Source organism: Paenibacillus sp. J22P165 (assembly GCF_059692015.1).
Genome location: NZ_JCAUAP010000001.1, coordinates 267,848 through 292,458, shown reverse-complemented (window position 1 = coordinate 292,458; position 24,611 = coordinate 267,848). Strand labels below are relative to the sequence as shown.

The 24,611-nt window shown below is 42.5% G+C and carries 18 protein-coding genes and 4 tRNA genes; 9 read left to right on the top strand and 13 right to left on the bottom strand.

Translation table 11 applies throughout. The features are described from left to right. The first annotated feature begins 320 nt into the window (after positions 1 to 320). The 6 genes from AC58QM_RS01275 (at position 321) to AC58QM_RS01250 (ending at position 8,240) form a co-directional block, all read left to right on the top strand. Positions 321 to 2,126, top strand: coding sequence for a cache domain-containing sensor histidine kinase (locus AC58QM_RS01275; RefSeq protein WP_497280697.1), 1,806 nt, complete (start codon positions 321 to 323; stop codon positions 2,124 to 2,126). Between the two features lie 24 nt (positions 2,127 to 2,150). Next, entirely contained in the window at positions 2,151 to 3,746 is a 1,596-nt protein-coding gene (locus AC58QM_RS01270; RefSeq protein ID WP_497280695.1) for a response regulator, read from the top strand. Between the two features lie 129 nt (positions 3,747 to 3,875). After that, positions 3,876 to 5,177, top strand: coding sequence for an ABC transporter substrate-binding protein (locus AC58QM_RS01265; RefSeq protein WP_497280693.1), 1,302 nt, complete (start codon positions 3,876 to 3,878; stop codon positions 5,175 to 5,177). Between the two features lie 81 nt (positions 5,178 to 5,258). Further along, entirely contained in the window at positions 5,259 to 6,161 is a 903-nt protein-coding gene (locus AC58QM_RS01260; RefSeq protein ID WP_497280691.1) for a carbohydrate ABC transporter permease, read from the top strand. Next, positions 6,158 to 7,018: a carbohydrate ABC transporter permease gene (locus tag AC58QM_RS01255; RefSeq protein ID WP_497280689.1), complete on the top strand. Its 861-nt coding sequence runs from the start codon at positions 6,158 to 6,160 to the stop codon at positions 7,016 to 7,018. Before AC58QM_RS01260 ends, AC58QM_RS01255 begins: the two co-directional genes overlap by 4 nt. A gap of 67 nt (positions 7,019 to 7,085) precedes the next feature. Beyond that, positions 7,086 to 8,240 (top strand): glycoside hydrolase family 88 protein, encoded by a 1,155-nt coding sequence (locus AC58QM_RS01250; RefSeq protein WP_497280687.1) that lies wholly within the window; start codon positions 7,086 to 7,088, stop codon positions 8,238 to 8,240. A 1,342-nt stretch (positions 8,241 to 9,582) separates the two neighbouring features. Here AC58QM_RS01250 and AC58QM_RS01245 read toward each other — a convergent pair. From AC58QM_RS01245 to AC58QM_RS01210, 8 genes are all read right to left on the bottom strand, one after another. Continuing rightward, entirely contained in the window at positions 9,583 to 11,151 is a 1,569-nt protein-coding gene (locus AC58QM_RS01245; RefSeq protein ID WP_497280685.1) for an alginate O-acetyltransferase AlgX-related protein, read from the bottom strand. Positions 11,152 to 11,163: 12 nt separating this feature from the next. Further along, positions 11,164 to 12,582, bottom strand: coding sequence for an MBOAT family O-acyltransferase (locus AC58QM_RS01240; protein ID WP_497280683.1), 1,419 nt, complete (start codon positions 12,580 to 12,582; stop codon positions 11,164 to 11,166). A 1,538-nt stretch (positions 12,583 to 14,120) separates the two neighbouring features. Then, a tRNA-Leu gene (locus AC58QM_RS01235) sits at positions 14,121 to 14,202 on the bottom strand. Positions 14,203 to 14,219: 17 nt separating this feature from the next. Further along, positions 14,220 to 14,291, bottom strand: a tRNA-Glu gene (locus AC58QM_RS01230). Positions 14,292 to 14,462: 171 nt separating this feature from the next. After that, positions 14,463 to 16,205 (bottom strand): methyl-accepting chemotaxis protein, encoded by a 1,743-nt coding sequence (locus AC58QM_RS01225; protein ID WP_497280681.1) that lies wholly within the window; start codon positions 16,203 to 16,205, stop codon positions 14,463 to 14,465. 144 nt (positions 16,206 to 16,349) lie between these two features. Continuing rightward, positions 16,350 to 16,438: transfer RNA gene (locus AC58QM_RS01220), tRNA-Ser, on the bottom strand. A 3-nt stretch (positions 16,439 to 16,441) separates the two neighbouring features. Beyond that, positions 16,442 to 16,517, bottom strand: a tRNA-Asn gene (locus tag AC58QM_RS01215). Between the two features lie 19 nt (positions 16,518 to 16,536). Continuing rightward, positions 16,537 to 17,010 (bottom strand): SprT family protein, encoded by a 474-nt coding sequence (locus AC58QM_RS01210; protein ID WP_497280679.1) that lies wholly within the window; start codon positions 17,008 to 17,010, stop codon positions 16,537 to 16,539. A gap of 182 nt (positions 17,011 to 17,192) precedes the next feature. Between AC58QM_RS01210 and AC58QM_RS01205 the strand changes: the two genes are divergently transcribed. The 3 genes from AC58QM_RS01205 (at position 17,193) to AC58QM_RS01195 (ending at position 18,524) form a co-directional block, all read left to right on the top strand. Beyond that, a complete protein-coding gene (locus AC58QM_RS01205) occupies positions 17,193 to 17,546 on the top strand; it encodes a hypothetical protein (protein WP_056608646.1) in 354 nt (117 codons plus the stop codon). A 73-nt stretch (positions 17,547 to 17,619) separates the two neighbouring features. Next, positions 17,620 to 17,784, top strand: a complete 165-nt coding sequence (gene cmpA, locus AC58QM_RS01200) for a cortex morphogenetic protein CmpA (protein WP_141692697.1) — start codon at positions 17,620 to 17,622, stop codon at positions 17,782 to 17,784. 296 nt (positions 17,785 to 18,080) lie between these two features. After that, entirely contained in the window at positions 18,081 to 18,524 is a 444-nt protein-coding gene (locus AC58QM_RS01195) for a hypothetical protein (RefSeq protein WP_497280677.1), read from the top strand. 126 nt (positions 18,525 to 18,650) lie between these two features. Here the strand turns inward: AC58QM_RS01195 and AC58QM_RS01190 are convergent, their stop codons facing one another. From AC58QM_RS01190 to AC58QM_RS01170, 5 genes are all read right to left on the bottom strand, one after another. Next, the gene (locus tag AC58QM_RS01190; RefSeq protein ID WP_497280675.1) at positions 18,651 to 20,903 is read right to left on the bottom strand and encodes a Tex family protein; all 2,253 of its coding nucleotides are present in this window, start codon (positions 20,901 to 20,903) and stop codon (positions 18,651 to 18,653) included. A gap of 84 nt (positions 20,904 to 20,987) precedes the next feature. Further along, the gene (locus AC58QM_RS01185; protein ID WP_028553893.1) at positions 20,988 to 21,338 is read right to left on the bottom strand and encodes a type II toxin-antitoxin system PemK/MazF family toxin; all 351 of its coding nucleotides are present in this window, start codon (positions 21,336 to 21,338) and stop codon (positions 20,988 to 20,990) included. Between the two features lie 3 nt (positions 21,339 to 21,341). Next, positions 21,342 to 21,623: a CopG family ribbon-helix-helix protein gene (locus AC58QM_RS01180; protein WP_028553892.1), complete on the bottom strand. Its 282-nt coding sequence runs from the start codon at positions 21,621 to 21,623 to the stop codon at positions 21,342 to 21,344. A gap of 215 nt (positions 21,624 to 21,838) precedes the next feature. Further along, positions 21,839 to 23,029, bottom strand: coding sequence for an alanine racemase (alr, locus tag AC58QM_RS01175; protein WP_497280673.1), 1,191 nt, complete (start codon positions 23,027 to 23,029; stop codon positions 21,839 to 21,841). An 81-nt stretch (positions 23,030 to 23,110) separates the two neighbouring features. Continuing rightward, positions 23,111 to 24,439: a YecA family protein gene (locus AC58QM_RS01170; protein ID WP_497280671.1), complete on the bottom strand. Its 1,329-nt coding sequence runs from the start codon at positions 24,437 to 24,439 to the stop codon at positions 23,111 to 23,113. Positions 24,440 to 24,611 lie beyond the last annotated feature (172 nt).

The window sequence follows — 24,611 nt, the reverse complement described above, 5'->3', positions numbered from 1 at the left end:
CCCCTTTCCGATATGTAACTAGGCGTCTAAAGCTCATGTAACGTCATCATGTAAGCGATTGCGTTTTGTGATTCCCTGCTGTGAACCCATCTTTACACGAATACTGCGGCAAATATAGAAACCAAATTGCTTTTTGTTGCCGATTCCGCCAATACAGCAGTTCGGATAAAAAAAAGCAGCGCCCTCCTCTGTCTAACTTGCATCGTTGCTCAGCCTGTTGCGGGTTTTCTGGAAAGGGGGTATTATCACTATTGTTAACAGGGCATCCTGAAGGCGTTTTCTTTGGAGGATGACAATATCATGGATTGGGGCGAATGGCTGTGGGGAAACGCAAGCTCACTCCCTTTAACGGGATAAGGTGGAAATTGTCCGATATTCCTTTGTTTTATAAACTAAGCATCTGTTTCTTGTTCCTCTCTTTCCTAATGATTCTTCTGTCTTATGGCCACTTTATAAACTACAAAAAGGATAAGGAAGCTGTCTCACTGGAAGCAATCGACCAGGCCAATAAGCAAACAATGGGCAGAATCGACTCCTATTTGGCGGATTTGTCTTCTATCACCATCATCCCTCTCATGGAACAGAATTCGAAAGATAATTTCTTTCAGAACCTGAAATCATTTCAGAAAAATGAAGTCAGCCTGGATTTTCAACGGGAAGCTGACATGATATTTAATAAAATGTTTTTGTTCAAAAAAGACATCCACTCCATTTTCTTGTTTAACCTGAACGGAATGAGCGAATACAAAGTGCTGGATACGGCATTGTTACGCCCGTTTGATCCTGTTCAAAAAGATTGGTTCCATAAAAGCATCGAGAGCTTTGGCATGCCGCAGATCGTCTCCACGTATCACTTGCCTAATGTATCCGATCAGAGGACACGTCCCATTCAAGTGTTCGGAGTGGCTAGAGGGCTTGTGGACGTTAATGCAGGAGCCGTATCGGCTGTGCTGCTTGTCAATACAAAGGTTGATTACTTGGCTGAACAAATCAAAAATTTGATGCTTTTTCCCAATCAAAGGGTAGTCATTGTGGATAAGTATGGTCAGACCATATACGATACCCGTACTTCGAATATCGGCAGTCCCGCCGATAAGGATCTGCAAAGCATAGCCGGCGCACGGCTCAGTCAGGCAAGCATCATTGAAGACACGCATTCCATTGTCCGAAGCTTCACTTCCGAAGCGAACGGATGGACCATTCTGACCATCATCCCGGAGCGTGAATTGTTTCGGAAGATCAATCAGGCAGGCAAAGTGACGATGTTCATTACCTTTCTTGCCATCGTAGGCTCCTTTTTCTTTCTGTTTATTATTTCCAGACAAATCGTGAATCCGATTAAAGCGCTTATCACTACTATCAAAAAATTCGAAAAAGGCAATTTCGGGGTGAAAGTCCAAGATAACAGAGCGGATGAGATTGGCGCCTTGGGCTCATCATTCAACCGAATGACAGACCGAATTCAAGATCTTATTCAGGAAGTATATATAGACAAGCTCCGGAAGAAGGAATTACAACTTCAGAGCCTTCAGAATCAGATCAACCCCCACTTTCTATACAACACCATTGAATCGATACGGATGATGGCCGAAATCAATGATGACGATGAAGCATCCCGAATGGCGGTTGCCCTTGGGGGCATTCTGAGGTATGGCATTACCGACCCATTGTCCAAGGTGCAATTGCGGGATGAAATTCATTATTTGAAGGAGTATGTCTTGCTTCAGCAAGTCAGATACGGCGACTTATTCCAAATTGTTATCAACGTCGAAGAAGAAATTGAGGATATTCCGATTCCCAAGATGGTCTTACAGCCGCTGGTGGAGAATGCAATCAACCATGGGTTGAAATATACCTCCAATGGCGGACTCATAACCGTATCCGTAAGCAAGTTTGGGAACAACGTTGTATTTGAGGTAACGGATAACGGGTGCGGCATCTCCGTGGACAAGCTTAAACAAACTATGGATGATTTGAACGGAATGAATGAATTCCCCGGCAGTATTGGGATGAAAAACGTCCATCAAAGGATTGGCTTGCATTATGGAGTCGGATATGGTTTACAAATTCGAAGTGTGGAGCAGGTTCAAACGACGGTATTTTTTCAAATTCCAATCGAGACCTAGACCATTTAGAAACGAGGCTAAACTATGTATCACGTATTCATTGCAGATGACGACAGAATCATTCGGACCGGTCTAAGAAAAATCATCGAGAAAAATTGTCCGGAATGGACGGTCGTCGGTGAGGCATCGAATGGACAACAGGCCTATGAGGACATCTTGGTGTGCAAGCCAGACTTGTTAATCACAGATATCAAGATGCCTGTTCTGGATGGCGTGGAGCTGATTCGGAAGGTGAAGGCGCAACAGGATCTACTTGATCGGATGAAAATTATCGTGCTGAGCGGGTACGGCGAATACCCGTATGTCAGGGAGACATTGCGTCATGGGGCGGTGGATTATTTATTGAAACCGATCCCCACACCGGATATTGTAGCGTTGCTGCAGAAGATCAAAGATGACCATGCTCTGGAGCTGGAAGCCTCTCGGCGGGACGAACTGCTGAAGGATAGATCCGAGGAAGTGCAACTGTTTGTCGAGGAGAAGGCATTGCTGCAATTACTCCATGCCAGCCCACAAGATCTAGAGTCATGCAAGCAAAAGCTGCGAGACTATGGACTGGCAGACAACGGGAATTTTCTGGTCGCCATCCTACAGGTTCACCAGAATAATCCTTTGACTCTTGAAACAATAAAGAACGATGTGCTCTCACTAGTACCGAAAATAGTCCCCGTGGTTCGTGTCATGCTTGCTTTACGCGGTACTCAGGTTATTGCTGTATTTTGCGGAAATAAGGAATTCGTCCATTTCAAGAATATCGTGCAGGATGCTCTGAACCAACAGGCAGCCAACTGGAACTCCCAGCTAGATATTAAAGTTACGTACGGCATCAGTGATGTATTGTCAATCATAGATGAACTGCCCAATGGAGCTAAGGAGGCAGAGCGTGCTCTGGAAATTGGCTTCTACGAAGATGGAGGCGCGAAATTTCTTACTTCGCAGGATAGATCGAACAAGTCAACGATTACATCGTTTCCCTGGGAACCAGAGGTTCAACAAATTGCCAGCCTAATGGAGCTCGGGGATTTTAATCAGGCCAGGGATGTACTGCTGCAATTGTTGTATCGTTTGGAGATGCTTCAGGCGAGACCTGCGAACGTGAAGGATGTCTGCAAAAAAATCGTTACCCGCATGGAAGTTGCATTTCGCGACTTCGCTGAAGCCTCCTCCAACAAGACGGCCAACGGGCAAGATTTGTTTGCTGCTATCGATCTCGTTCCCACTATGAAAGATCTTATCAGGCTGCTCGCCGAAGACTTCACGGATCGAACAACTACGATTCACAATCGTAAAAGCGAGAGAAGCATTCGCATTATCGAAATCGCCAAAGACTATATTCAGCAGCACTTCCGCGAGGACTTGATGCTTCAGAGCGTTGCGGATCGGGTATGCCTGAATCCCTTCTATTTGAGTAAGCTATTCAAAGATCAGACTGGAAAAAGCTTCACGAATTTTCTCATGGAGGCTCGCATTCAGGAAGCCAAGAAACTGCTGGCAAAGCCCGAAATTAAGGTGTACGAAGTAGGCGGAATGGTTGGATATGACGAACCTGAATCGTTCAGCCGAGCCTTCAAGAAATTGGTAGGCGTGTCACCTACGGAATACAGAAAAAAGATCAAGTAAATGAACAATCAAATAATCTGTTAAGAAATCCAATATCAGATCATTCATTTGGTCTCTTGAAAACGCTTAAAATAGGGGTATCAAAGGATGCATCCTGATGAACAAGAACAGACATACAAGGAGGTCAATATGAAAAGATTGCTCACGCTCGTTTTTTCTCTCAGTCTCGTAGTGCCAGTCGTCGCATGTTCAAGCGGCAAAACCAGCACTAACACATCCCTCGCTCCCACTGCACCAGCCACTGCTGCAGCAACTGCGAAGCCGACACCCGAAGCTGCTAATTTGCAAGGCAAGATCGTATTCGGTACCCATCGTACGGATATTGCTGAAACTAAAATTAAAGCGCTTGCAGACGAGTTTATGAAAGCGAATCCAGGGGTTCAAGTTACGATTGAATCTTATAAAGATTGGAAGCAAATCTTAAAGACTCGTGCAGCAGCCAGTGAATTGCCAGATGTTACGATTGCCCTTCCCGAAATTACGAAGGCTGATCTACCTAAGTATTATATGCCATTGGACGACTTGGGCTATAACAAGGATAACCTGTGGTTTCATGCAAGCGGTTTAGGGGATGACGGGAAGCTGTATAAAGTCAACTCCGGCGCGGCATATCTAGGTGTTGTATATAGCAAGACAGCATTCCAGGCGGCTGGGATCACGAAAACACCAACAACCACAGAAGAGTTGTTCGCTGCCTTCCAAAAGCTGAAGGACAAAAACATTATTCCTCTGGGGACAGGTTTTAAAGACGCATTTACACTTGATCCTTACTTCTTCCAATACACACATGTGAGTACAGGCAACGCGAACTGGAGAAACGACTTGATTGCCAAAGCCGGAGACTTGTTCAACAGCGAATTTTTGAAAGGTTTCAACTTGGCAAGGGATGCTTATCAGAAAGGATTTACAGAACCTGATCTCATGTCGGCGAACTGGGAACAGACCAAGAAGGATCTTGCGGCAGGCAAAGTCGGTATGATGTTTATGGCGGATTGGCTCGTTCCACAGTTGATCGACTTAGGTGCTAAAGCGGATGCGGTCAGTATGTTTCCACACCCGGGGTCAAAAGCCGTTTATGTCGGACCGGACAAACCATTCGTCGTATCTAAGAACACGAAATATCCGGAAGCCAGCAAAGCATTTGTCAAATTTATGCTCACCAACAGCCGTTATGCACAAGCAAGTGGTGTGAACTCATCCATCAAAGCAGATAAAGCCGTTATTCCGGGAGTAGATGAATTGCTGGCATCCAAACTGCCTATCATTGAAGACACAGCTGTTGATATTAAATTCCAAGACACTTTGAATAAATCCCAAATCAATCTGTCCCAGGTCGTTCAAGAGTTTATGCTAAGCAAAAATACAGATGACGTCGTGAAAAAGTACAATGAGAAATGGCAAAAAGCGCGCATGGAAGTTTTAGGAAAATAACATGATTGCACACTTCAGAAGATGGGTTCAACTCGGATCCATCTTCTGTTTCAAAATCTGGATATAAAGAAGGATGGAGTTATGAGAGAGAACACCTTCAGAAGGGTACGCAGATACGACTATCAGAAAGGTTTGACCATACTGGCGTTTTTGGTCTTGCCGGTCCTGCTCCTGATAACTTTTACGTACCTGCCTGCCCTTAAACTGTTTCAAATGAGCTTCTCGAAATGGGACGGCATATCCCCCGATATGCCCTTTGTCGGGTTCAGAAACTACATGGATGTATTCGAGGATACCGATGTTTGGATTGCGGTGAAAAACAACGGAGCCTATATTGTGGCTATGCTTGTTCAGAATGTGATTGGTTTGTATTTTGCCATTATCCTCAGCACCAAGATGAGAGGAAAAAATTTCTTTCGTTCCGTTCTGTTCATGCCGAACATTCTGAACGGCATCGCGATCGCATTCATGTTCAATTATTTATACAACTACACCAACAGTCCACTAAACGCTGCGCTGAAGTGGATCGGCATGAACCCAGTGCACTGGCTGCCAGAGAATTATTTAATCAACTTCTCCCTTGCCTTCATCGGCACATGGATGTTCACGGGTTGGTGTATGGTCGTCTATCTGGCCGGGTTACAGTCCATTCCGAAGGACGTATATGAAGCAGCCAGTATCGATGGAGCCAGCTTTCATCAGATGATTCGCTATATGATTATTCCTAATATTATAACTGTGTTTGAGCTTAATCTGTTCCTCGGAATTAACGGAGCACTGCAAGCCTACTTCCAACCTTTTGTCCTGACAAAGGGTGGTCCTTACGGCCTGAGCGACACTTTCGTCTCCAAATCCTTGGCCATCGCATTCGAATTCAGCAATTATGGTAAAGCAGCTGCAATGGCTGTAGTCATGCTGATCATTGTATCTATTGTGGTTGGTCTGCAAAGAATCTGGTTATCGAAACGAGAGCGGCAGATATGAAATCCCAATCAACCGACATCGGACTAGAGATAAGCCACCCTCTTCTGAAGCTGTTCAATTATGCTATGGCTTTGATCGGGGTAGCCATTATTATGTTGCCGCTCTTCATCATCCTAAACGTCTCGTTGAAAACCAGTGAGGAGTATGGGCTGAAAGGCTTTATGGCTTTACCTGACAATCTGTTTAACTTCGATAACTACATAAAGGCAATCAAGCAAGGCAAAATGCTATCTGCTTTCGTGAATTCCTCAGCCCAAGTTGCGGTAGGTGTAACCGGAAGCGTATTCCTTGGTTCCATGGCCTCGTATGTCCTGAACCGTTTTGACTTCCGCTTTAAGAAAATCATCATTACGGCATTCGTCGCTTCCGTCCTGATTCCTCATGTGCTGACATCCGTGTCGACATTCATGGTCATCAAATCCTTGGGATTGTTCAATACAAGAGAGGCCGGTTTTCTACTGTATACAGGCGCGGATGTCGTTGGCATTTATATTTTCCTTCAGTTCCTGGAAAAGATCCCGAAGCATATGGACGAGAGCGCGAAGATTGATGGAGCGTCCTACTTCCGCATTTACTGGTCCGTCATTCTGCCTCAGATGATGCCCGGTATCGCGACGGTCATTATTCTGAAGACGATTTCTATCTATAACGACTTCCTGAATCCGTATTTGTTTATGCCGAAGAGCTCTCTGCGAACCGTCACCGTCGCTCTTAACTCTTTTTCCAGCGAAAATGCGACCGATTGGCCAGTCATGTCAGCTGCCATTGTAACAGTCCTCATTCCCACTTTACTGCTCTATCTCTTCCTGCAGCGGTTCATTATTTCCGGCGTATCCGATGGATCGATGAAAGGTTAAGTGTCCCGGAGTCAGGAAAACAGAGGAAAGCAATAGCCTCAAGATAAATTTGGAGGAAAAAACGAAAATGAAATTCAACGAGTTGATTCCAGATAAAAAAGTGATCACAGCAGAAATTGAAGCCATTATTCATAAAATTGATACCAATATGCTTACCTTTCAAACCAGATTCCCCCATAAATCAGCCACTGGCAATTACTCAGATTTACTTAATGCTGATGGGAACTGGACCGGCTCTTTTTGGACGGGAATGGTACTGCTCGCCTATGTGTATACAGAGGATAAGAAATACATGAATTATCTACTGAATTATATGCCTGTATTTCGTCAAAGACTAGAAACCGGCTATAAAGACCATGATCTGGGCTTTTTGTATCAGCTGTACGCCACTGCCTTGTATAAAATCACAGGAAATGAAGAGGCCAAGATCTTGGCCGTGCAAGCCGGGGATGAGCTTCTGAAAAGATATAATCCCCTAGGAAAATTTATACGCGCTTGGGAAAGACTCGAAGTAGAAGATCGCAAAGGAAAGCTCATCATGGATTGTATGATGAATCTCCCTCTACTCTACTGCGCTTCGGAAATTTCAGGGAAAAATAAATATTTCCAGGCCGCCGAGGGGCACGCAGCTACCACAAGTCAATATTGTATACGCAAAGATTATTCAACGTACCATACTTATGATTTTAATCCCTATACCGGTGAGCCTGTCGGGGGCTTCACTGAAGGAGGCTACTCCGACGAGTCGGCTTGGTCAAGAGGCCAGGCCTGGGGAATCTACGGTTTTGCCCTTTCCTATGAGCATACTGGCTTAGGTAAGTACTTAACAGCTGCAGAAAACCTTGCCGACTATTACCTAGATAACTTGCCGCAAGATTTAATCCCTTATTGGGATTTCAAGCTTCCCGACTTTACGGATGCAGTGAAGGATGCTTCAGCTGCATCTATCGCTGCTAGCGGAATGCTGGATATAGCAGCCTTGGAGCCTGAAGCCGAAAAAGCCCGATTCTATGAAGCTTCTGCCTACAAAATTTTGGAATCCTTGAGAACCAACTATTCAAAAGCTATGGATCCATCGGTAGAGGGCATTTTGCAAAATTGCTATGTAAGAGATCCAAAATTGGGGGTCATGCACAGCTATACCATATGGGGAGACTATTATTATCTGGAACTTCTAATGAAATCAGTAGGCATTAACCCTAAATTGTGGACTTTAAAGTAATAGAGGCAAAGTCAATGTAACCTGCGCTTCTCGGTTTTCCAGAAGCGGTACCGACCTATCGAATGGTTCATTCGATAGGTTTTTTTGATTACAGACAACTTGCCCATCATTAAGTATTGGCCTAAATCAAGTTAACGTGGTAACGTGGCCCTCACGTCGCCGAGTTGGAAAGCAGAGCTGCTACGGATATTTAAAAAAGTTCAATCGCGCTTAAATATTTCGTCAACAAGGATGATTTATGAAGCTGTACTACCGAATTCTTTCCAACCATAAAAAACAAAAAAATCCTTGAGAATCAAGGATTTTTGCTTGTAAAACTGGGATGCGGCGGAGGGATTTGAACCCTCATATCTTGTGAGCGCCCCCCCTGCCGTTCCACCACGACCGCTTACTGCCATAAGGCTTAATATAAGGTTGACCACTTACTTTTCAGTTCATTAAACCAGATTATATAGTGGTTCTCATGCTATGTAAAGTGTTCACTAAAATATAAAGATAGTGTGTTTCAACGAATGATTTGATCTTATTAGTTGATGATGCTTCACTGTTTTTACTTTGACACGCTATACTAGTTAAACAGGTAAAAAAGTGGAGTTGCTATATATCCAGATGATAGTCACCATAATAACTACTGTATTTTATTTGTATTTTTTACCGTTTCTGCTTCAATAGTTCGTGCAGTCCCCCCCACACAAAGCACAACATGCCCAAAGTTATCTCAATTAGCTAATACATCGCCACAAGACAAGGAATTGAACTGACCTCTGATGGTCTTTCTGTAAGGTCTGCACACAGAACAATAATCCATATAAGAAAAGGCTTTTCAGTATGATATTCTTGGGATACTGTGTGCAGTCACTTAATCAAAAGAAAAAGTGTGACCAAATATGTTGACCATTACTTCATTAAGAAATATCTAAATTAAAAAAAGAAAGAGCTGAATCTATTTCAACATCTATTCACAAGGTTCATCTACTGAACCGAGTATGAATTTTTCTATTCTGTTTAGAAAATCATTGAGTCTAATGACAAAATGATTCCCAAAAGTTTCATTCACTTCATTTCCTCATTTGAAATATCCAAGAATCTATAATAATCATAAACCTTATCTATTCGCTTTGTTCCTACTGGAGTAAGAAAATCAGCCACAACTGGAAAATCAAAGATATTATTATCTTCCCTATGTTCCTTTGTCTGAGAAACTACATTATTAGTTGAACCATAGAATTCATTTCTTGCTGAAACACTCAGCATCTTATTGAAATTCAATACTTATTCTATGGAAAACATTACTCTGTAAAATAATACCGAGCTCTTTTCATTTTTACTCCAAACACAAAATTTATTGTGTTACGATTTTGTATACACTAGGCTCATAGCTATATTTCCCATCTTTAGAAACTACTATAACAGATATTTCTTCTGCCTTTAAAACTTCATCTTTATTTAACACTGCACTAAAGCCTGATTTAAGATACTTTGGATTATTGAAGTATTTAACAACAGTTTCATTCGAAATGTTAGATTTGCTTTGATAAAATTTATCTCCAACTTTAATTATAACCTCTGAAGTTTCGGAGTTAGATAAGTTATCCACAGCCCATCCACTTAAATTAACTTCATTGCTGTCATTGTTAACATATAGTTGTGTGGTATAAATTTGATTACCATTAAATTTATCAATGAACATTGAAGGTTTTTTGTTATTACTTATAGGAATATTTTTTGTATATACTTCTGATTTAATGAATTTCGAATGTTCTAAGAATCCATCATTTTGTAATCTATAATTAAAAGCTCTATCTACAGATTCATATATTACCAAGTCTGGTTTAACCTTATTAATAACATCTTCATTTAAATAATTAGAACGAACAACGATTACATTTTTAAAGTTTTCCCCCAAATATTGTGGCATAAAACCATAGAAAAATGAATCACAAACAAGTAATAATGTACCTTTTGCTTTTTCATTCGAATAAAATTGTATTCCACCTTTAGTGAAAAATTGATCCACTTGTTGCTGACTATATATATAATTTTTTAAATCAGGATTTTCTACTTCTTTAACATTTGGATTTTCGACCTCGAGGGTTGGTACAGTCTCATTTCCTACCAAATTATAACCAATCATCTTAGCATAATCAAACTGATTTGTCACATCAACTTCTTTAGTATATAACTTAACGTCATAAAAATATTTTTTATCTTTTATAACATCTTTAATTAGTCCGTAAGTTAAATAAACAGAATAATCCGTCCAATGTGAATCTGTCTTTTTATACATTTGTTTATTTGGTTTCAGCTCGATAATTTTTGCTTTTGGATTAATATAATCAAAATCACTTGGTAGTTCTTTACCCAGTTTATCGACTGGAGTTTCAATCATACTTGGCTTAAGACCTTTTATGTACTCTGGGTAGACGCTAACTTTACCAGGAGCGCCAACAAAAATATAATCGATACCCTTAGAGCTTAAATAGTTCTTTACATTTTCTTGAATTTTCGAAATTTTTTTATACCCAACATCATCAATAGGATACTTATTAATAGCAATTGTCAAATTATTGATCCAATTACCTCCAGCACCCATTTCTTTGTAGAAATACCATCCATCTTTACCAATAGCAACTGAGTTTGTTGGTGATGTATTAAAAATATTAAAAGACATTTCAGCATGTAGCTTTAATAAAACATTTCTAAATCCAATATTGTCATTAATCCATGTCTCGAAGCCACTTAAAAAGTGTGTATTTATTTTACCAGTATTAGTTTCAAATAAAACAGGGAAATTTGCAAGAACTTTATTCTCACCTTTTGATACTGCGCCTTGTATCCTATTAGAAAATAATAGTGGTAAAGATATAAATAAAATAAAAATAATTATAATAATAACGCTTATTTTTTTCATCACTTGTACTCCTTAAAATCTAAAATAAATAAATGGACTATATGTAGAACTCATAACATACATAATAGCAATAATAAATAAACAAAATAAGCTGAAATTATAAATCACAAATCTTGTGTTTTTATTTTTTATAAAACCAAAAGATAAAAGTTTATTTTTAATAGGAAATGAGAATATAACACCAAGTAAAAATATAAATAAATATTCTGGTTGCATATACCAAAGAATATTAATATTTGAAATTGTTGCTTGTCCTAGTCCAAACATTGCCTTTAAATATCCAATTGCATATGTTAGATCAGTTGATCTAAAAAATACCCAACCAATTATAACAACTATAATTGTATAAAACCATTTTATAGGTGCAGGGATTTTAATATTAATTTTAAATTGTTTAAATATTCTTTCGATAATCAAGAAAACACCATAATACAAGCCCCAAACTATAAAATTCCACGATGCACCATGCCAAAGACCAGTAACCAAAAAAACAACGATTAAGTTAAAATATATATTACCTTTTCTGTTACCACCTAATGGTATGTAAAGATAATCCCTAAACCAACTAGAAAGCGAGATATGCCACCTTCTCCAGAATTCAGTTATAGATTTTGAGATATAAGGATAATTAAAGTTTTCTAAAAATTCAAAGCCAAACATCTTGCCAAGTCCAATAGCCATATCGGAATAACCACTAAAATCAAAATAAATTTGCAACGTGTAGCATATAATGCCCACCCATGCTATAGCTACTGTATGACTACTAGGGTCTAACCCAAAAATTTGGTCTGCAACATAAGCCATATTATCAGCTACTATTACCTTTTTAGCTAACCCAAAAATAAATCTATGTATACCTTCAACAAATCTATCAGAAGTGCATTCTCTATGATCTATTTGGTCATTTACATCTTTAAATCGTACTATTGGCCCTGCAATAAGATGTGGAAAAAAGGAAAAATTAATTGCTAAGTTGATAATATTTTTTTGCACTTTAATTTTCCCCATATATACATCTAAACTATATGATAAACCTTGAAAAGTATAAAAAGAAATTCCAATAGGAAGTATAATATTCTTTAATGGTATAGATGTGTTGAAAATACTATTAATAGTATGCAAAGTAAAGTCGAAATATTTAAAATAAAACAACAATAAAAGGTTTAAAAAAACTATTAAAAATAATACTACCCTTCTATACCCTTTCAACTCTTCTTTTACATTTGTAATATAATTAATTAATAAACTAAAAGAATAATTTATTAAGATTGATATACACATTATAATCAAATATTTCGGACCACCGAACGAATAAAATAAAAAACTTACTAATGCTAAGTAAATGTTTCTATATTCCTTATTACATACATAATATAACAATAAAACAATTGGTAAAAACCAAAATATAAATATTATTGATGAAAAAACCATTAAATTATCCTCTTTTCATGATAGTTTAGAATTTAATAAGTAAAAGCAATTTTACTCTTTGCTAAATAACCTTCGTTAATTACTATAATACACATGTGTTGTAATAAATCTAAATAAAGAAAATTTTGAGAACCTTTGTCGAAGGCAAAACAACTAAGAAAGACATACAACCTTTAGAGAGAAAATGACCATGACCACTGTTACAGAGGAATAAGTATAAGAAAAACAGATAGTTAGAGTCAAATTAGAACAAACAAAGTAAGAACCCTTACACAGTAAGGGTTCTTAGCATTTCAAAGCTGTAATACAGTCAGCGAGATTTGAACCCGCACAAGATGGTGTGCCTGCCATTCCACCACTACCGCTTACTGCAATAAGGCTTAACATAAGGTTGACACTTACTTTTCAGTTCATTAAACCAAATTATATAGTGGTTCCCCTACTATGTAAAGTGTTCACTTAAATTATTATGGTAGTGTGTTTCAGCAACGCTTTGTTCTTATTAGTTGATGTCGCTTCACTGTTTATCACACTATACTATCCTAGTTCAACGGGTAAAAAAGTGGTGTTGCTATATGTGTAGATAATATTCACCCTCACTGTTAAAAAGATGGGGGACTGTTGTTTTTCTTTATTAATGTAAAATTAAACAGTATAAGCCGATTCGTTAGTTAAAACAACTGGAGGATAAGAAAAGTACCCTCGTGATATTCATTTTCCCCCTCTACTGGGAAGCATAACCATGAGGTGATTCATGAGAATGGTTTGATCGCTATTGCTTTGGATTATTACCCTTATTTACAATAGCTGTTTCAATTATAACTTTCCGGATACCATTCGCTAATCGTGCAACTTGAAAGCTTTAAAGCGATATTTTCCAGAAGTAGCTTATCATGATGCAAGATGTAAACTTGACCTTTTACATTTTCAGCGTTGTTACGCTGATTACTCTGCTTAATCCCCTGCGAAAAATTCAGTAAGCATGTCCACCAATTCAACAGCTTCGATGCGATTATCATTGCACCTTCTAACATTGTCATACTTTGTACGTCAATATCATCTAAGACTTCGCCAACTTGCTCGTAAATGGCTTCACCTTGGCAATTTAATTATTTTCGTTCTTATGCAAGATACCGTAAATTGCTACAATATCGCAGTCTTTGAACTTGTTACTTCCTTTAATTGCTCCATAATGCGCTAACAGGACTTGCTCCTTTCGATGTATTCATGCAGATGCCCTTCAATTTCTTCTTCATTGCTAAAAAATCTAGGTATATAAACCTTACTATTTATCAGTTCTCCAAATATTTGAAACTAATTCAATGTCATAAGATAAGTTCTAATCGTTCTAGGTGATGAGTTCTTGTATTCTCGGTCATCTTTAAACTCTTAGATAGCAAACTTTAGCAACAAAAAAAACCACTCCCAAATCAGAATTTTGACGTTCTGAAAAGTAAGTGGTCTAAGGTATAGGAAAAATGTTCAAGTAAGTACACTATCTAAATTTACCTTATAAAACCTGAAAATCAATACTGGGATGCGGTCGGGGGGATTTGAACCCCCACGCCTTGTGAGCGCCACCCCCTCAAGATGGTGTGTCTGCCGTTCCACCACGACCGCATGAGAGAATAAAACAATGACCCGTAGGGGACTCGAACCCCTGTTACCTCCGTGAAAGGGAGGTGTCTTAACCACTTGACCAACGGGCCATAAAATCGTCAATTGAACATTTCAGCCCGTTAAGGACGACAATTGTTATTATAAAGGATTCTTCCTTCTTTGACAAGCCTAATTCTTGGAAATAAAGCCAGTTAAAGCGGATAAGTTAGGAGTTCCCATGCCCTCGCTACAAAAAGGATGAGAACCCCCTACTCCACACTTTATTTGATTTTGAAATAAGACACAGATTCGTTCAAGGTGTCGACAACAGACTTCAACTGTTCCGACGCAGCAGCGATATTCTGCATCATGGCAAGCTGCTCTTCTGTTGCTGCTGCTACGGACTGAGACCGCACGAGAATTTGTGATGAGCTTGAAGCTGACTGATCCATGGTCGCCGAAATTTCTTCCGAGCTAGCCGACATTTGTTGTGTGATGGCCGAGGTCTCGTGAATCTGCGTGACAATATGCGTCACAGATTGCATGATCGTATCAAAGCTCTGGTTCACTTCCTGCATCATTTGCGAGCCTGTGCTCGCTTCCTGCTTCGTCGCATTCATCGAGTGTGATACGCTCTCAATCTCGACTCGCGTCTCGTGAATTAACTGATTGATCCCGTCAGCAGATTCGATGGATTGTGAGGCCAGTTTGCGGATTTCTTGCGCAACGACATTAAAACCTTTGCCATGCTCCCCGGCTCTAGCTGCCTCAATGGAAGCATTCAACGACAAGAGATTGGTCTGATTCGCGAAGCTCGTAATGCTTGATGCAATCTGTCCTATCTCATCAGACTTCCGAGTTAGCGATTGTACCGTCATAGACAACTGCTCGACTGAGCTCAACATATTTACAATTTGATGTTGCAGCTTTGAGAGCAACTCATTCCCTAGTGTTGCATGCTGAGAGGTTAATGAAGAATGATCCGCCATCACGCTTGAATTCTCAGCAACACGTTGAATCCCAATCGCCATTTCCTCAATCGCTCGGCTTGTCTCTTCACTGCTTCTTGCCTGTACTTCGACTTCCTGGGTCATTTCTTGAATATTCGAAGCCACATGTTCCGCAGCGTGGGCAGACTCTTTGGAGCTATCCGAAAGCTCCATCGAAGCATCGTGCACGAATTGCGTATTGTGTGCGATCGTGCCGATTAAGCCCTTCATTTTCGCAACCATATTATCAACCGATTCCGAAATCTGTCCCAGTTCATCCTGCGAGTAAGTCAGCTGTGGCTCATGACGCAAATCTCCGGCAGCAACCTTGCCTGTAATCGTCAAAATCCTGCGAACCATAAGCATAATTTTCGTAATCACCCATCCGCCAGCTCCAAACAGTAGGACAATAATGATTCCCACACCAGCATAGACGCCTTGTGCCGTTTTACTATTTTGCTGCTTAATATCACCGATACTTTGGGTGGCATATGCGTCTAGAATTTCACCAATAACATTCAGACCCTCGCGTCCTTTTTCAAAGGTAGCCGCCAGCTTCGTTTCATTCAATACCCCTTTACCAACGTTCCCCGTTTGAACAACAGCATTTGCTTCTTTGCTCCACTGATCGAATGACACTTGGAAGCTCGCAGCGCTTTGTTCTATCGTCACCTTTGACTCGGTATGTGGGGTTTGCAACAATTCTTTACTTTTTAAAATCGCAATTGCCTGTCCAACTCTTTCATTCGTTTGATCAATATTTTCCTTCAGCGCCTTCAACTGACTTGTTTTCTCTTCCGCAGTCAAAGTGCCCGATACCAGCAATTGATACGCCGTTAAAGCTTGGTACATATCACGATCAGCATTCAAAATAAAGGAGGTACTCTTCTCCGTCGTCTCATACAAGGAGGAGCTAAGCGCATCCGTATTCGATTTGTTTAGCTGCAGTAAGTATACACTCGTACCTAAATATAAAAGGGATGGAATCAATAGCAATAAAATGAGCCGTACGCGTATTGAAAATAATTTAGTCACAGTGGGTTCCTCCATCATGATGCTTTTTTATTCACTATAGAGGACAAACATTTAACACTTATTAGAAAAATGTTAGAATAGGTTGAGTTTGAGATGAACAAAAATAAGCCCAACGGCATGAATGCCATTGAACTTATTTCGTGACGGAGAGAGAGGGATTCGAACCCTCGCACCACTTACGCAGTCTAACCCCTTAGCAGAGGGTCCCCTTATAGCCACTTGGGTATCTCTCCATATGGCTCCCCGAACAGGACTCGAACCTGTGACAACTCGATTAACAGTCGAGTGCTCTACCAACTGAGCTATCAGGGAATGGACAAGTTTTATTTTATTATGAAGGCGCTGTTAAGTCAAGTGTGTACGATTTCAATTTTCCCCTACAATTTCCACAAGCAAATTTACGGACATCCATTTTACGTTTCCGATAATACTCTGTCTTGCAATTTACGCACTCTAACCTATATTTATAGGGCTGTTTCGCCCGGGGTCGCGGTAATGATTGGCAATATCGAGTACCTCCGACTTGGGCTAGCAAAGTTTTGAAATCCTGATCTCGATGCTGATAGCCTCGCTTCAAAATATGTAAATGATAATGGCAAAGCTCATGCTTGATGATCTTCTCGATTTCATCTCTCCCATAGGTTTCCCACTGGCTCCAACTGATCTCAATATCATGCGATTTCATAAAATAACGTCCACCCGTCGACCGTAATCTTCGGTTAAAACGTGCCTGATGAACGAAGGGCCTGCCGAACGATTCCATTGAAATCTGCTCGATCCATTGCTGCAGCTCACGATCTTCCATAACGAACACTCCCAATGACAAGTCAGGAACAGGACTCATGACAAGCCTTAAATACTTTGAATACCAACACATAAATACTTCAAAAGACAAGTTCTTACTTGAATTTGTACCGTATCTACGGCTATACTGTCAAGTAGAAAAGAAGATCGAACGCCCTATACAGAAAGGAATTGAACCACCACATGCCACAAATGCGCTATGCGATTTTGAAGCTTGACCAACAACTTGAATTCGTCGAGATGCCTTCCTCCTATTCCTATCAATTAACAGCTTTAAACCAACGTCTGCACAAAGAATTAGAGAAATTAACCGCTGACCATGTGCCGCAGCTTCCACGCGTTATTGCGGAATGTGACGACTTGGAATTGATCGGTACGACTTATACGCTTATCCAAGGCCTGGACTACATCAATGGTTTGGAGAAAACGTTCGCTGGTATCCAAGAGAAATCGTACCCGCTGATCTCCTTGTTGACTGAAATTCGTGCCCTGCAAGCACAGCTTGAGCAATGGTACGAAGAGGAATTTGATCTCTAAACAATCGGGACCTGCACCCATTTCCCTCATTCTTCATATGCTAGAAGTACATGGCGAAGAAGGGGATGGGCATATGCCACAATGGCTTTGTAATCAATTAATGCGTGCCTTCCAGAACAAAAACCGCAGACAAATTCGATTATTGAACGATAGCTGGTACTTTTACCGCACTCGCCGCTCACAAGAGGAGTGGCCTGATAGCCAATCGACGGACGGACCGAGTAAGCGTAAATTTTGATAAAAAAGCTAGTACTTGTGCCACAAGTGCTGGCTTTTTTGCCATGGGTACATACGACCATGTTAGGAAGATTCAACATGTGAGAAAAAGTATACAAACCTGACGACATCAAGATCAGGAAAAAACAGTTGCATATTTTAAATGTGCCCTCTATACTGTAAATAAATGTAATAAAAAGTAATCAACCATTCGGAAATTAAAATACGAATACCTGAGTGAAGCACACTCGAATTGCAGCATATTCTGCAGTTCGTTTGTGCTTTTTTTGCGTATCGGGTAAAAAGGGGCTTAGTGACATGGAGCAAAATAGCAGTCAGTGGTTACGAAGAATGCGTGAGAAGCATCGTCGAATTGTAGGGATAAGGGAACCGAGCGCACATTATAACGAGCAACTGGGGGAAGAACTCTTTGATCAGGTGAAACAGAACGGCAGTCAAAACAACGTCATCCCCTTGGATGAAAGAAGAAGGATATCTTCCCTCAGCAAACCACATCCTCGCACCATCGCTGATCTTGAAACGGACATGTGGGAGCTGCGAAAGCAAACTATCCTCCAGATCGCCAATCGGCGAAATGGCAAAGTTCGTCTTCAAGAAGTCGCAGCCGAGTGCAACGTACATATTCGTGTCGCTGCAGCGTGGCTCAGCCGCCTCTCGATGGAAGGAATGCTTTCCCTTGTTGCCGGTCAGCGGTATGCGTCGACTTATATGGTGAGGGAGGTGGGAGGTGCACAGAAGTAGGGGGTGAGCAGGAACATTAGATGAGCGTCCATGAGGACAAGGTCCATGCAAAAAAGCAGTTGGGAGGAACTCCCAACTGCCTGCTAATTCAAATGCAAATTACAAACAACTGCTAACTGACACCTATTATTGCGGTTTTTTCATGGTCAAGCCGACGCGGCCTTTTTTCTGGTCCACGTTGAGTACCCACACTTGGACGATGTCTCCGACGGAAACCACATCCATCGGATGTTTCACGAAGCCGTTCTTGAGCTGGGAGATGTGCACCAGCCCATCGTTCTTAATGCCAATATCGACGAACGCGCCGAAGTCGATTACGTTACGCACCGTGCCGGTCAATTCCATGCCCGGCACAAGGTCTTCCAGCTGCAGCACGTCTGTGCGGAAGATCGGCGCGGGGACTTCGTCCCGCGGATCCCGCCCAGGCCGCTGCAGGCTGTCTAGGATGTCCCTCATCGTCGGGACACCTACACCAAGCTTAGGAGCCAGTTCCTCTGGCTCCAACGTCTGCAGCAGCGCTAGCAGCTGCTGAGAGCCCAGCTGCGCAAGCTCGATGCGCAGCTCCTTGAACAACCGATCCACCACGTCGTAAGACTCCGGATGGATCGGGGTGTTGTCGAGCGGATTCCGGCCGCCGGCAATCCGCATGAACCCGACACACTGCTCGAAGGATTTCGCGCCAAGGCGCGGAACCTTCGACAGCTCCTGGCGGGAGCTGAACTTGCCGTTCTCCTCGCGATACTTCACGATGTTCTTCGCAAGTGTCGCATTGACCCCCGACACGTACGAAAGCAAGGACGGGGACGCCGTGTTCAAGTCCACCCCGACATGGTTAACGGCCGATTCTACTACGGCCTTCAAGTTCTCGTCCAGACGTTTCTGCGAAACGTCATGCTGGTACTGCCCGACGCCGATCGCTTTCGGCTCGATCTTCACAAGCTCCGCGAGCGGGTCCTGCAGCCTCCGCGCGATCGAAATCGCGCTGCGCTCGGCCACGTCGAGCTCAGGGAACTCCGTCTGCGCCAGCTTCGACGCCGAGTACACGCTCGCGCCCGCTTCGCTGACGATCAAGTACTTGAGCTTCCGCTCCTTGATCTCACCGATCAGCTCCGCAACGAACTGCTCCGTTTCACGGGACGCCGTCCCATTCCCGATCACTATCAGCTCCACGCTGTATTTGCTGATCAACTGCTTGAACTTCGCCTTCGCCTCTGCCACCTTATTGTTCGGTGGAGTTGGGTAGGTGACGGCGATTTCAAGCATTTTACCGGTGTCGTCAATAACGGCCAGCTTACAGCCTGTCCGGTACGCCGGATCGACACCTAGTACCACATGGCCCTTGATCGGTGCTTGCAGCAGGAGATTTCGCAAATTCTCCGCGAAAATCTTAATCGCCTGCTCCTCGCCCGCTTCCGTCATTTCACCGCGCACTTCGCGCTCAACAGAAGGCGCCAGCAGTCGTTTGTACGCGTCTTCGACAATCGTACGAAGTAAGTCACGCACAACCGAATCGCCTCTTACGATTTGACGCAGCATGAAATCGTGTATTTTATCCGGTTGGACATCTAGACTAACCTTCAGGATCTCTTCCCGCTCCCCGCGATTAATCGCGAGAATACGGTGCGGCGGCAGGCGCTTCACAGGCTCCTGATAGGAATAGTACATCTCATAGACCGATTCTGCCTTCGCATCCTTAGCCTCTGTCCGCATAATGCCATTATCCTGCGTGTATCGACGCACCCAGGCCCGTATTTTCGCATCATCCGCGATATTCTCCGCTAGGATATCCATCGCGCCTTGGATCGCCTCAGCGGCGCTTCCAACCTGCTTGTCCGCGTTGATGTAACGCGATGCCTCTTCTTCTAGCGAGCCTTGACGAGGCTGCTTCCAAATCCACGCTGCAAGCGGCTCCAATCCGCGTTCCTTCGCAACACTGGCTCTTGTTTTCCGTTTCTGGCGGTACGGCCTGTAAAGATCTTCAATCTCCTGAAGCTTCACAGCGCGTTCAATTGAACTCCGCAGCTCATCCGTCAGCTTACCCTGCTCGTCAATTAGACGAACAACCTCGATTTTGCGATCCTCGAGATTACGCAAGTACTGCAAGCGCTCCTCGATATCCCGCAGCTGATTCTCGTCGAGTTCGCCCGTCATCTCTTTCCGATAACGTGCGATAAACGGAATCGTGTTGCCCTCATCCAGCAGCTCCATCGTCGTCTTCACTTTGCCGGCAGGCAGCTGCAACTCAGCGGAGATTTGTTTCAGGATCCGTTCCTGAATCTCCGCTTTCTTCTCCGCAGGAATCTGTATCTTCTCCTTCGGCTCTTCATACTCACTTGCTTTTGCCTTTAGTCCTTCTGTCTCCACATTTGCCACAGTCATACCTCTCTTCTATTGATCGTATGTATATGTATGTACAAACCAAAAAACGAGGGTACTATCGCCCTCGTCCGTTCCAGACCTTATTCAAAATTCTATCAGTCCCACACTAATTTGCAAAGCGTCGTCAACCTTTCGCATCGTTTCTTCATCCAAATGCGTAATTTTGTCCGTCAGTCTTTGCTTGTCGATTGTTCTGATTTGCTCAAGCAGAATGACCGAATCTCGATCGAAACCGTGCGTCTCCGCATCGATTTCCACATGCGTGGGAAGCTTTGCCTTTTGGATTTGAGCTGTAATCGCTGCAACAATCACAGTGGGGCTAAAGCGGTTGCCGATATCATTTTGGATCACTAGAACAGGACGGACTCCTCCCTGCTCCGATCCTACGACCGGCGAAAGATCTGCGAAAAATACATCGCCACGTTTCACAATCACGTCTTACACCCCGCTTACTAAGCGATCAAGCGTTCCGTCCGCTTCTTCCTCCGCTTGAAAAGCTTCAGATGCCATGCTGAGATTTATTTTCGCCATTTCCATATACCCACGCTGCATGGATTCGCGTAGACTGCGCTTTTTGCGTTCAATTAAATACAGCTTCATTGCCTGACGAATGAATTCACTCCGATTGGAGTTTTCCTTCTCAACAATTCCGTCCACTTCTTGCAACAGATTGTCAGGCAAGCTAATCATGATCCTTTTCGTATTATGCGCATTGCTCACACTCTCGCACCCCCAGAAACGATACAAAGACAATATTACCAGTATGTCATTCCAAAAACCAAATTATACAATAGAATATATGCCTCCGGTATATCAAATATGTTACACCATAAGATATAAGATTGTTAATACATAGTATTCTATACCCTATTCTGAAAATCCTCTCCAATAGCTGCAAAATTTACATGGTAAATTCATGAAGTATGGTCACTTTTCTAGTAACGGTGACGCATAAGAGGATTAAGAGCTTCAACTCGTTCGCCATTTCGAACGTAGACACGTGCAACACGATGTGAAATCATACAGATGATTTCATAGTTGATCGTCCCTAGTTGATCAGCCACATCTTCTGCGGTAATTCGTTCTTCGCCCTGCTCTCCGATAAGGACAACCTCATCTAATGCAGCTACATCAAGCACATCAGTTACATTGATCATACATTGATCCATGCAGATCCGGCCGACGATCGGCACTCTGTTGCCACGAACCAGCACTTCGGCTTTTGTGGACAGCATGCGCGAGTACCCGTCTGCGTAACCGATCGGCAGTGTCCCAATTCGTTCTTCACCCTTGGTGTGATAAATCGTTCCATAACTGACACCCGAACCTGCAGGCAGCGTTTTGAGATGAACAATCCCTGTTTTGAGACTCAGCACCGGTTTAAGCTCAATCTTCGATTGATCCACTTCTCTAGAAGGATAAAGACCATACATCGAGATTCCGAGGCGTACCATCGAATAGGTTAAGCCTGGTAAATCAATGGCTGCCGCGCTATTTCCCGCGTGAATATAAGGGAACGTCTCCCCTTTATCCGTAAAATAGCTCACAATCCGCTCGAATCGATCGTATTGCTGTAACGTGTAGTTTTTATCGATTTCATCAGCATTCGCATAATGTGTAAACAGTCCCTCTACATCCACATTAGGCAGCAATAATGCTTCCTCTATAAAAGGAATTGCATCCGCTTCCGTGTGCAAACCGAGTCGACCCATGCCTGTATCCAATTTGATATGGATTTTCAGCTTTTTCTGCGTTGCGTTTTCTTGCTTATGACCTTGCTCACGCAGTGCTTCCAATACGTCACGACTGTATACCGCAATCGTCACATCGAGTTCCCGAGCGCGATTAATCCCCTCTGGCGGCGTGTAGCCGAGTACAAGAATGGGCGCAGTAATGCCTGCATTTCGGAGCTCCAACGCTTCATCAAAGAAGGCAACTCCTAGATAATCCACACCTGCGGCGAGAACCTCTTTGGATACTTCTACAGCCCCGTGTCCGTAAGCATCCGCTTTAACGACTGCCATCTGCTTCATACCTGCAGGCAGTACCTTCTGAAAATGTTCAATGTTGCTTCGCAGTGCATCTAACGATATTTCTACCCACGTGGGCCGATAAAAAGCATCCACCAGCGTTCACCTCTTCTATCCACTTCCAAGTAAATTTATGTTACGCCCGATTTCAAAATACTGTTAACTCTCGTAATAATCTTACAAGCAGCACTTTTTATATTTTTTGCCGCTGCCGCATGGACAAGGATCATTACGTCCAATTTTGCTTTGCTCAGAAGCAGAAACTGGGGCACTTTTCAATATATAAGCCGCTTCATTCACAAAATAACGGAATACTCGGTTACCTGATTCTTGTACAGTCATCGTGACTGGTTTTCTCTCATTCGCATACTTCATTTCTGAATCTGGTAAGAATTGTGCTTGAAGCAACCCAAAACGCACTAATATGGTTACTACTGCATGTAAGAATACATCAACACCTGTATCCAGCAGGATCCCGGATTGGCGATGTTTATCCCATTCTTTTTTCACATTGTACTCAACACCAACTGTCCAGCTTGCTAGCACACTCGCAATGGCTCTTCTCCATGCCTGAATATCTTCGGGACGTCCACCTTCGTTGAGTTCCTCCAGAATCCCCCATGCTAACTTGTTCCAAAGTGTGTTTAATAAGAGGACTGCCTGCTCCTGCTCCGAAAGTGCCAAGTAGTTCGCCAATTGCTTCGCATTCACTGTAAGCTGTGTTCCTTCTTCTGTCATTCCCAGCACTAACGCTACATAGAAAAAGAATTGATACACCGGCTCTTGGTCTTGATTCAACGTTGGCTTACGGAAAAGCTGCAGATTCTGCCCCTCATCGAACTCACTCCAGAACTTCCGCGGCAAATGCTTGCGCGCTGCAGACAACTTGACGTTCTTTCCAACCTCCACAGCCTCCAAGAACGCTTTAAATTCCTGAACGATTTGCGGGACAGGTGTCCGCCCATCCATCCAAAGCTGATACAGTTTCTCGTCAACCACAAGTGGGTTCAGCTTTTTCTTAGAAGCTGCCTTGACAGGGGATAGGTGTGCCCCAATGTCATTCGAGTTCAGCCAACGCTCCAATGCGTAATCACTATCTGCTTTCATATATTGATCAAAACGATCTAAGAAGTACGTTTTTTGCTTACATACCTCATTCAGTGACGTGATTTGTTCCTTCGAAATTTTGGATGTAAGCCCCAGATATTGCACCCATTTTTTCAATGCAGTCAAATAAGCTGTAATATCCGACTCTGTACTATTCAAGACATGACTGATCGCAAAGCGACCTAAGAAATCAACAATCGTTTCACCTTGCAGATCCTCATAACTGATGTCATAACGAACCATATACTCCGTCGTCACAAAACGTATGCGATCTACATGCTTTTCGGTAGTTTCTGTTTTCAATTTACCTTCATCCGTTAAATGCTTCGCGAAGGCAATCGTCTCATTTTCCCAGAACAGCATCTGCTCTTCCATTGTTAAATTATCAATTGTACTCATCTTAAACACTCCAATTATCTATTCGCTCCAAAGTTGCATTATACCAAAAAAACGCCCGTTCGTGGGGATTGGATAAATCTTCTTTTAAAATTAATGTGAAAATGATGCCTAAAAGGGTGAAAAAACCCTGCACCTTGGGTGCAGAGCCTTCTCATTTTTACACAAAATCGAG

Excerpts from the sequence above, each read along its gene's own strand:
- AC58QM_RS01260 (WP_497280691.1), top strand. The coding sequence starts at position 5,259 with ATGAGAGAGAACACCTTCAGAAGGGTACGCAGATACGACTATCAGAAA.
- AC58QM_RS01170 (WP_497280671.1), bottom strand. The coding sequence starts at position 24,439 with ATGAGTACAATTGATAATTTAACAATGGAAGAGCAGATGCTGTTCTGG.
- AC58QM_RS01250 (WP_497280687.1), top strand. The coding sequence starts at position 7,086 with ATGAAATTCAACGAGTTGATTCCAGATAAAAAAGTGATCACAGCAGAA.
- AC58QM_RS01245 (WP_497280685.1), bottom strand. The coding sequence starts at position 11,151 with ATGAAAAAAATAAGCGTTATTATTATAATTATTTTTATTTTATTTATA.
- AC58QM_RS01270 (WP_497280695.1), top strand. The coding sequence starts at position 2,151 with ATGTATCACGTATTCATTGCAGATGACGACAGAATCATTCGGACCGGT.
- AC58QM_RS01205 (WP_056608646.1), top strand. The coding sequence starts at position 17,193 with ATGCCACAAATGCGCTATGCGATTTTGAAGCTTGACCAACAACTTGAA.
- AC58QM_RS01195 (WP_497280677.1), top strand. The coding sequence starts at position 18,081 with ATGGAGCAAAATAGCAGTCAGTGGTTACGAAGAATGCGTGAGAAGCAT.
- AC58QM_RS01265 (WP_497280693.1), top strand. The coding sequence starts at position 3,876 with ATGAAAAGATTGCTCACGCTCGTTTTTTCTCTCAGTCTCGTAGTGCCA.
- AC58QM_RS01240 (WP_497280683.1), bottom strand. The coding sequence starts at position 12,582 with ATGGTTTTTTCATCAATAATATTTATATTTTGGTTTTTACCAATTGTT.
- cmpA (WP_141692697.1), top strand. The coding sequence starts at position 17,620 with ATGCCACAATGGCTTTGTAATCAATTAATGCGTGCCTTCCAGAACAAA.
- AC58QM_RS01210 (WP_497280679.1), bottom strand. The coding sequence starts at position 17,010 with ATGGAAGATCGTGAGCTGCAGCAATGGATCGAGCAGATTTCAATGGAA.
- AC58QM_RS01255 (WP_497280689.1), top strand. The coding sequence starts at position 6,158 with ATGAAATCCCAATCAACCGACATCGGACTAGAGATAAGCCACCCTCTT.
- AC58QM_RS01190 (WP_497280675.1), bottom strand. The coding sequence starts at position 20,903 with ATGACTGTGGCAAATGTGGAGACAGAAGGACTAAAGGCAAAAGCAAGT.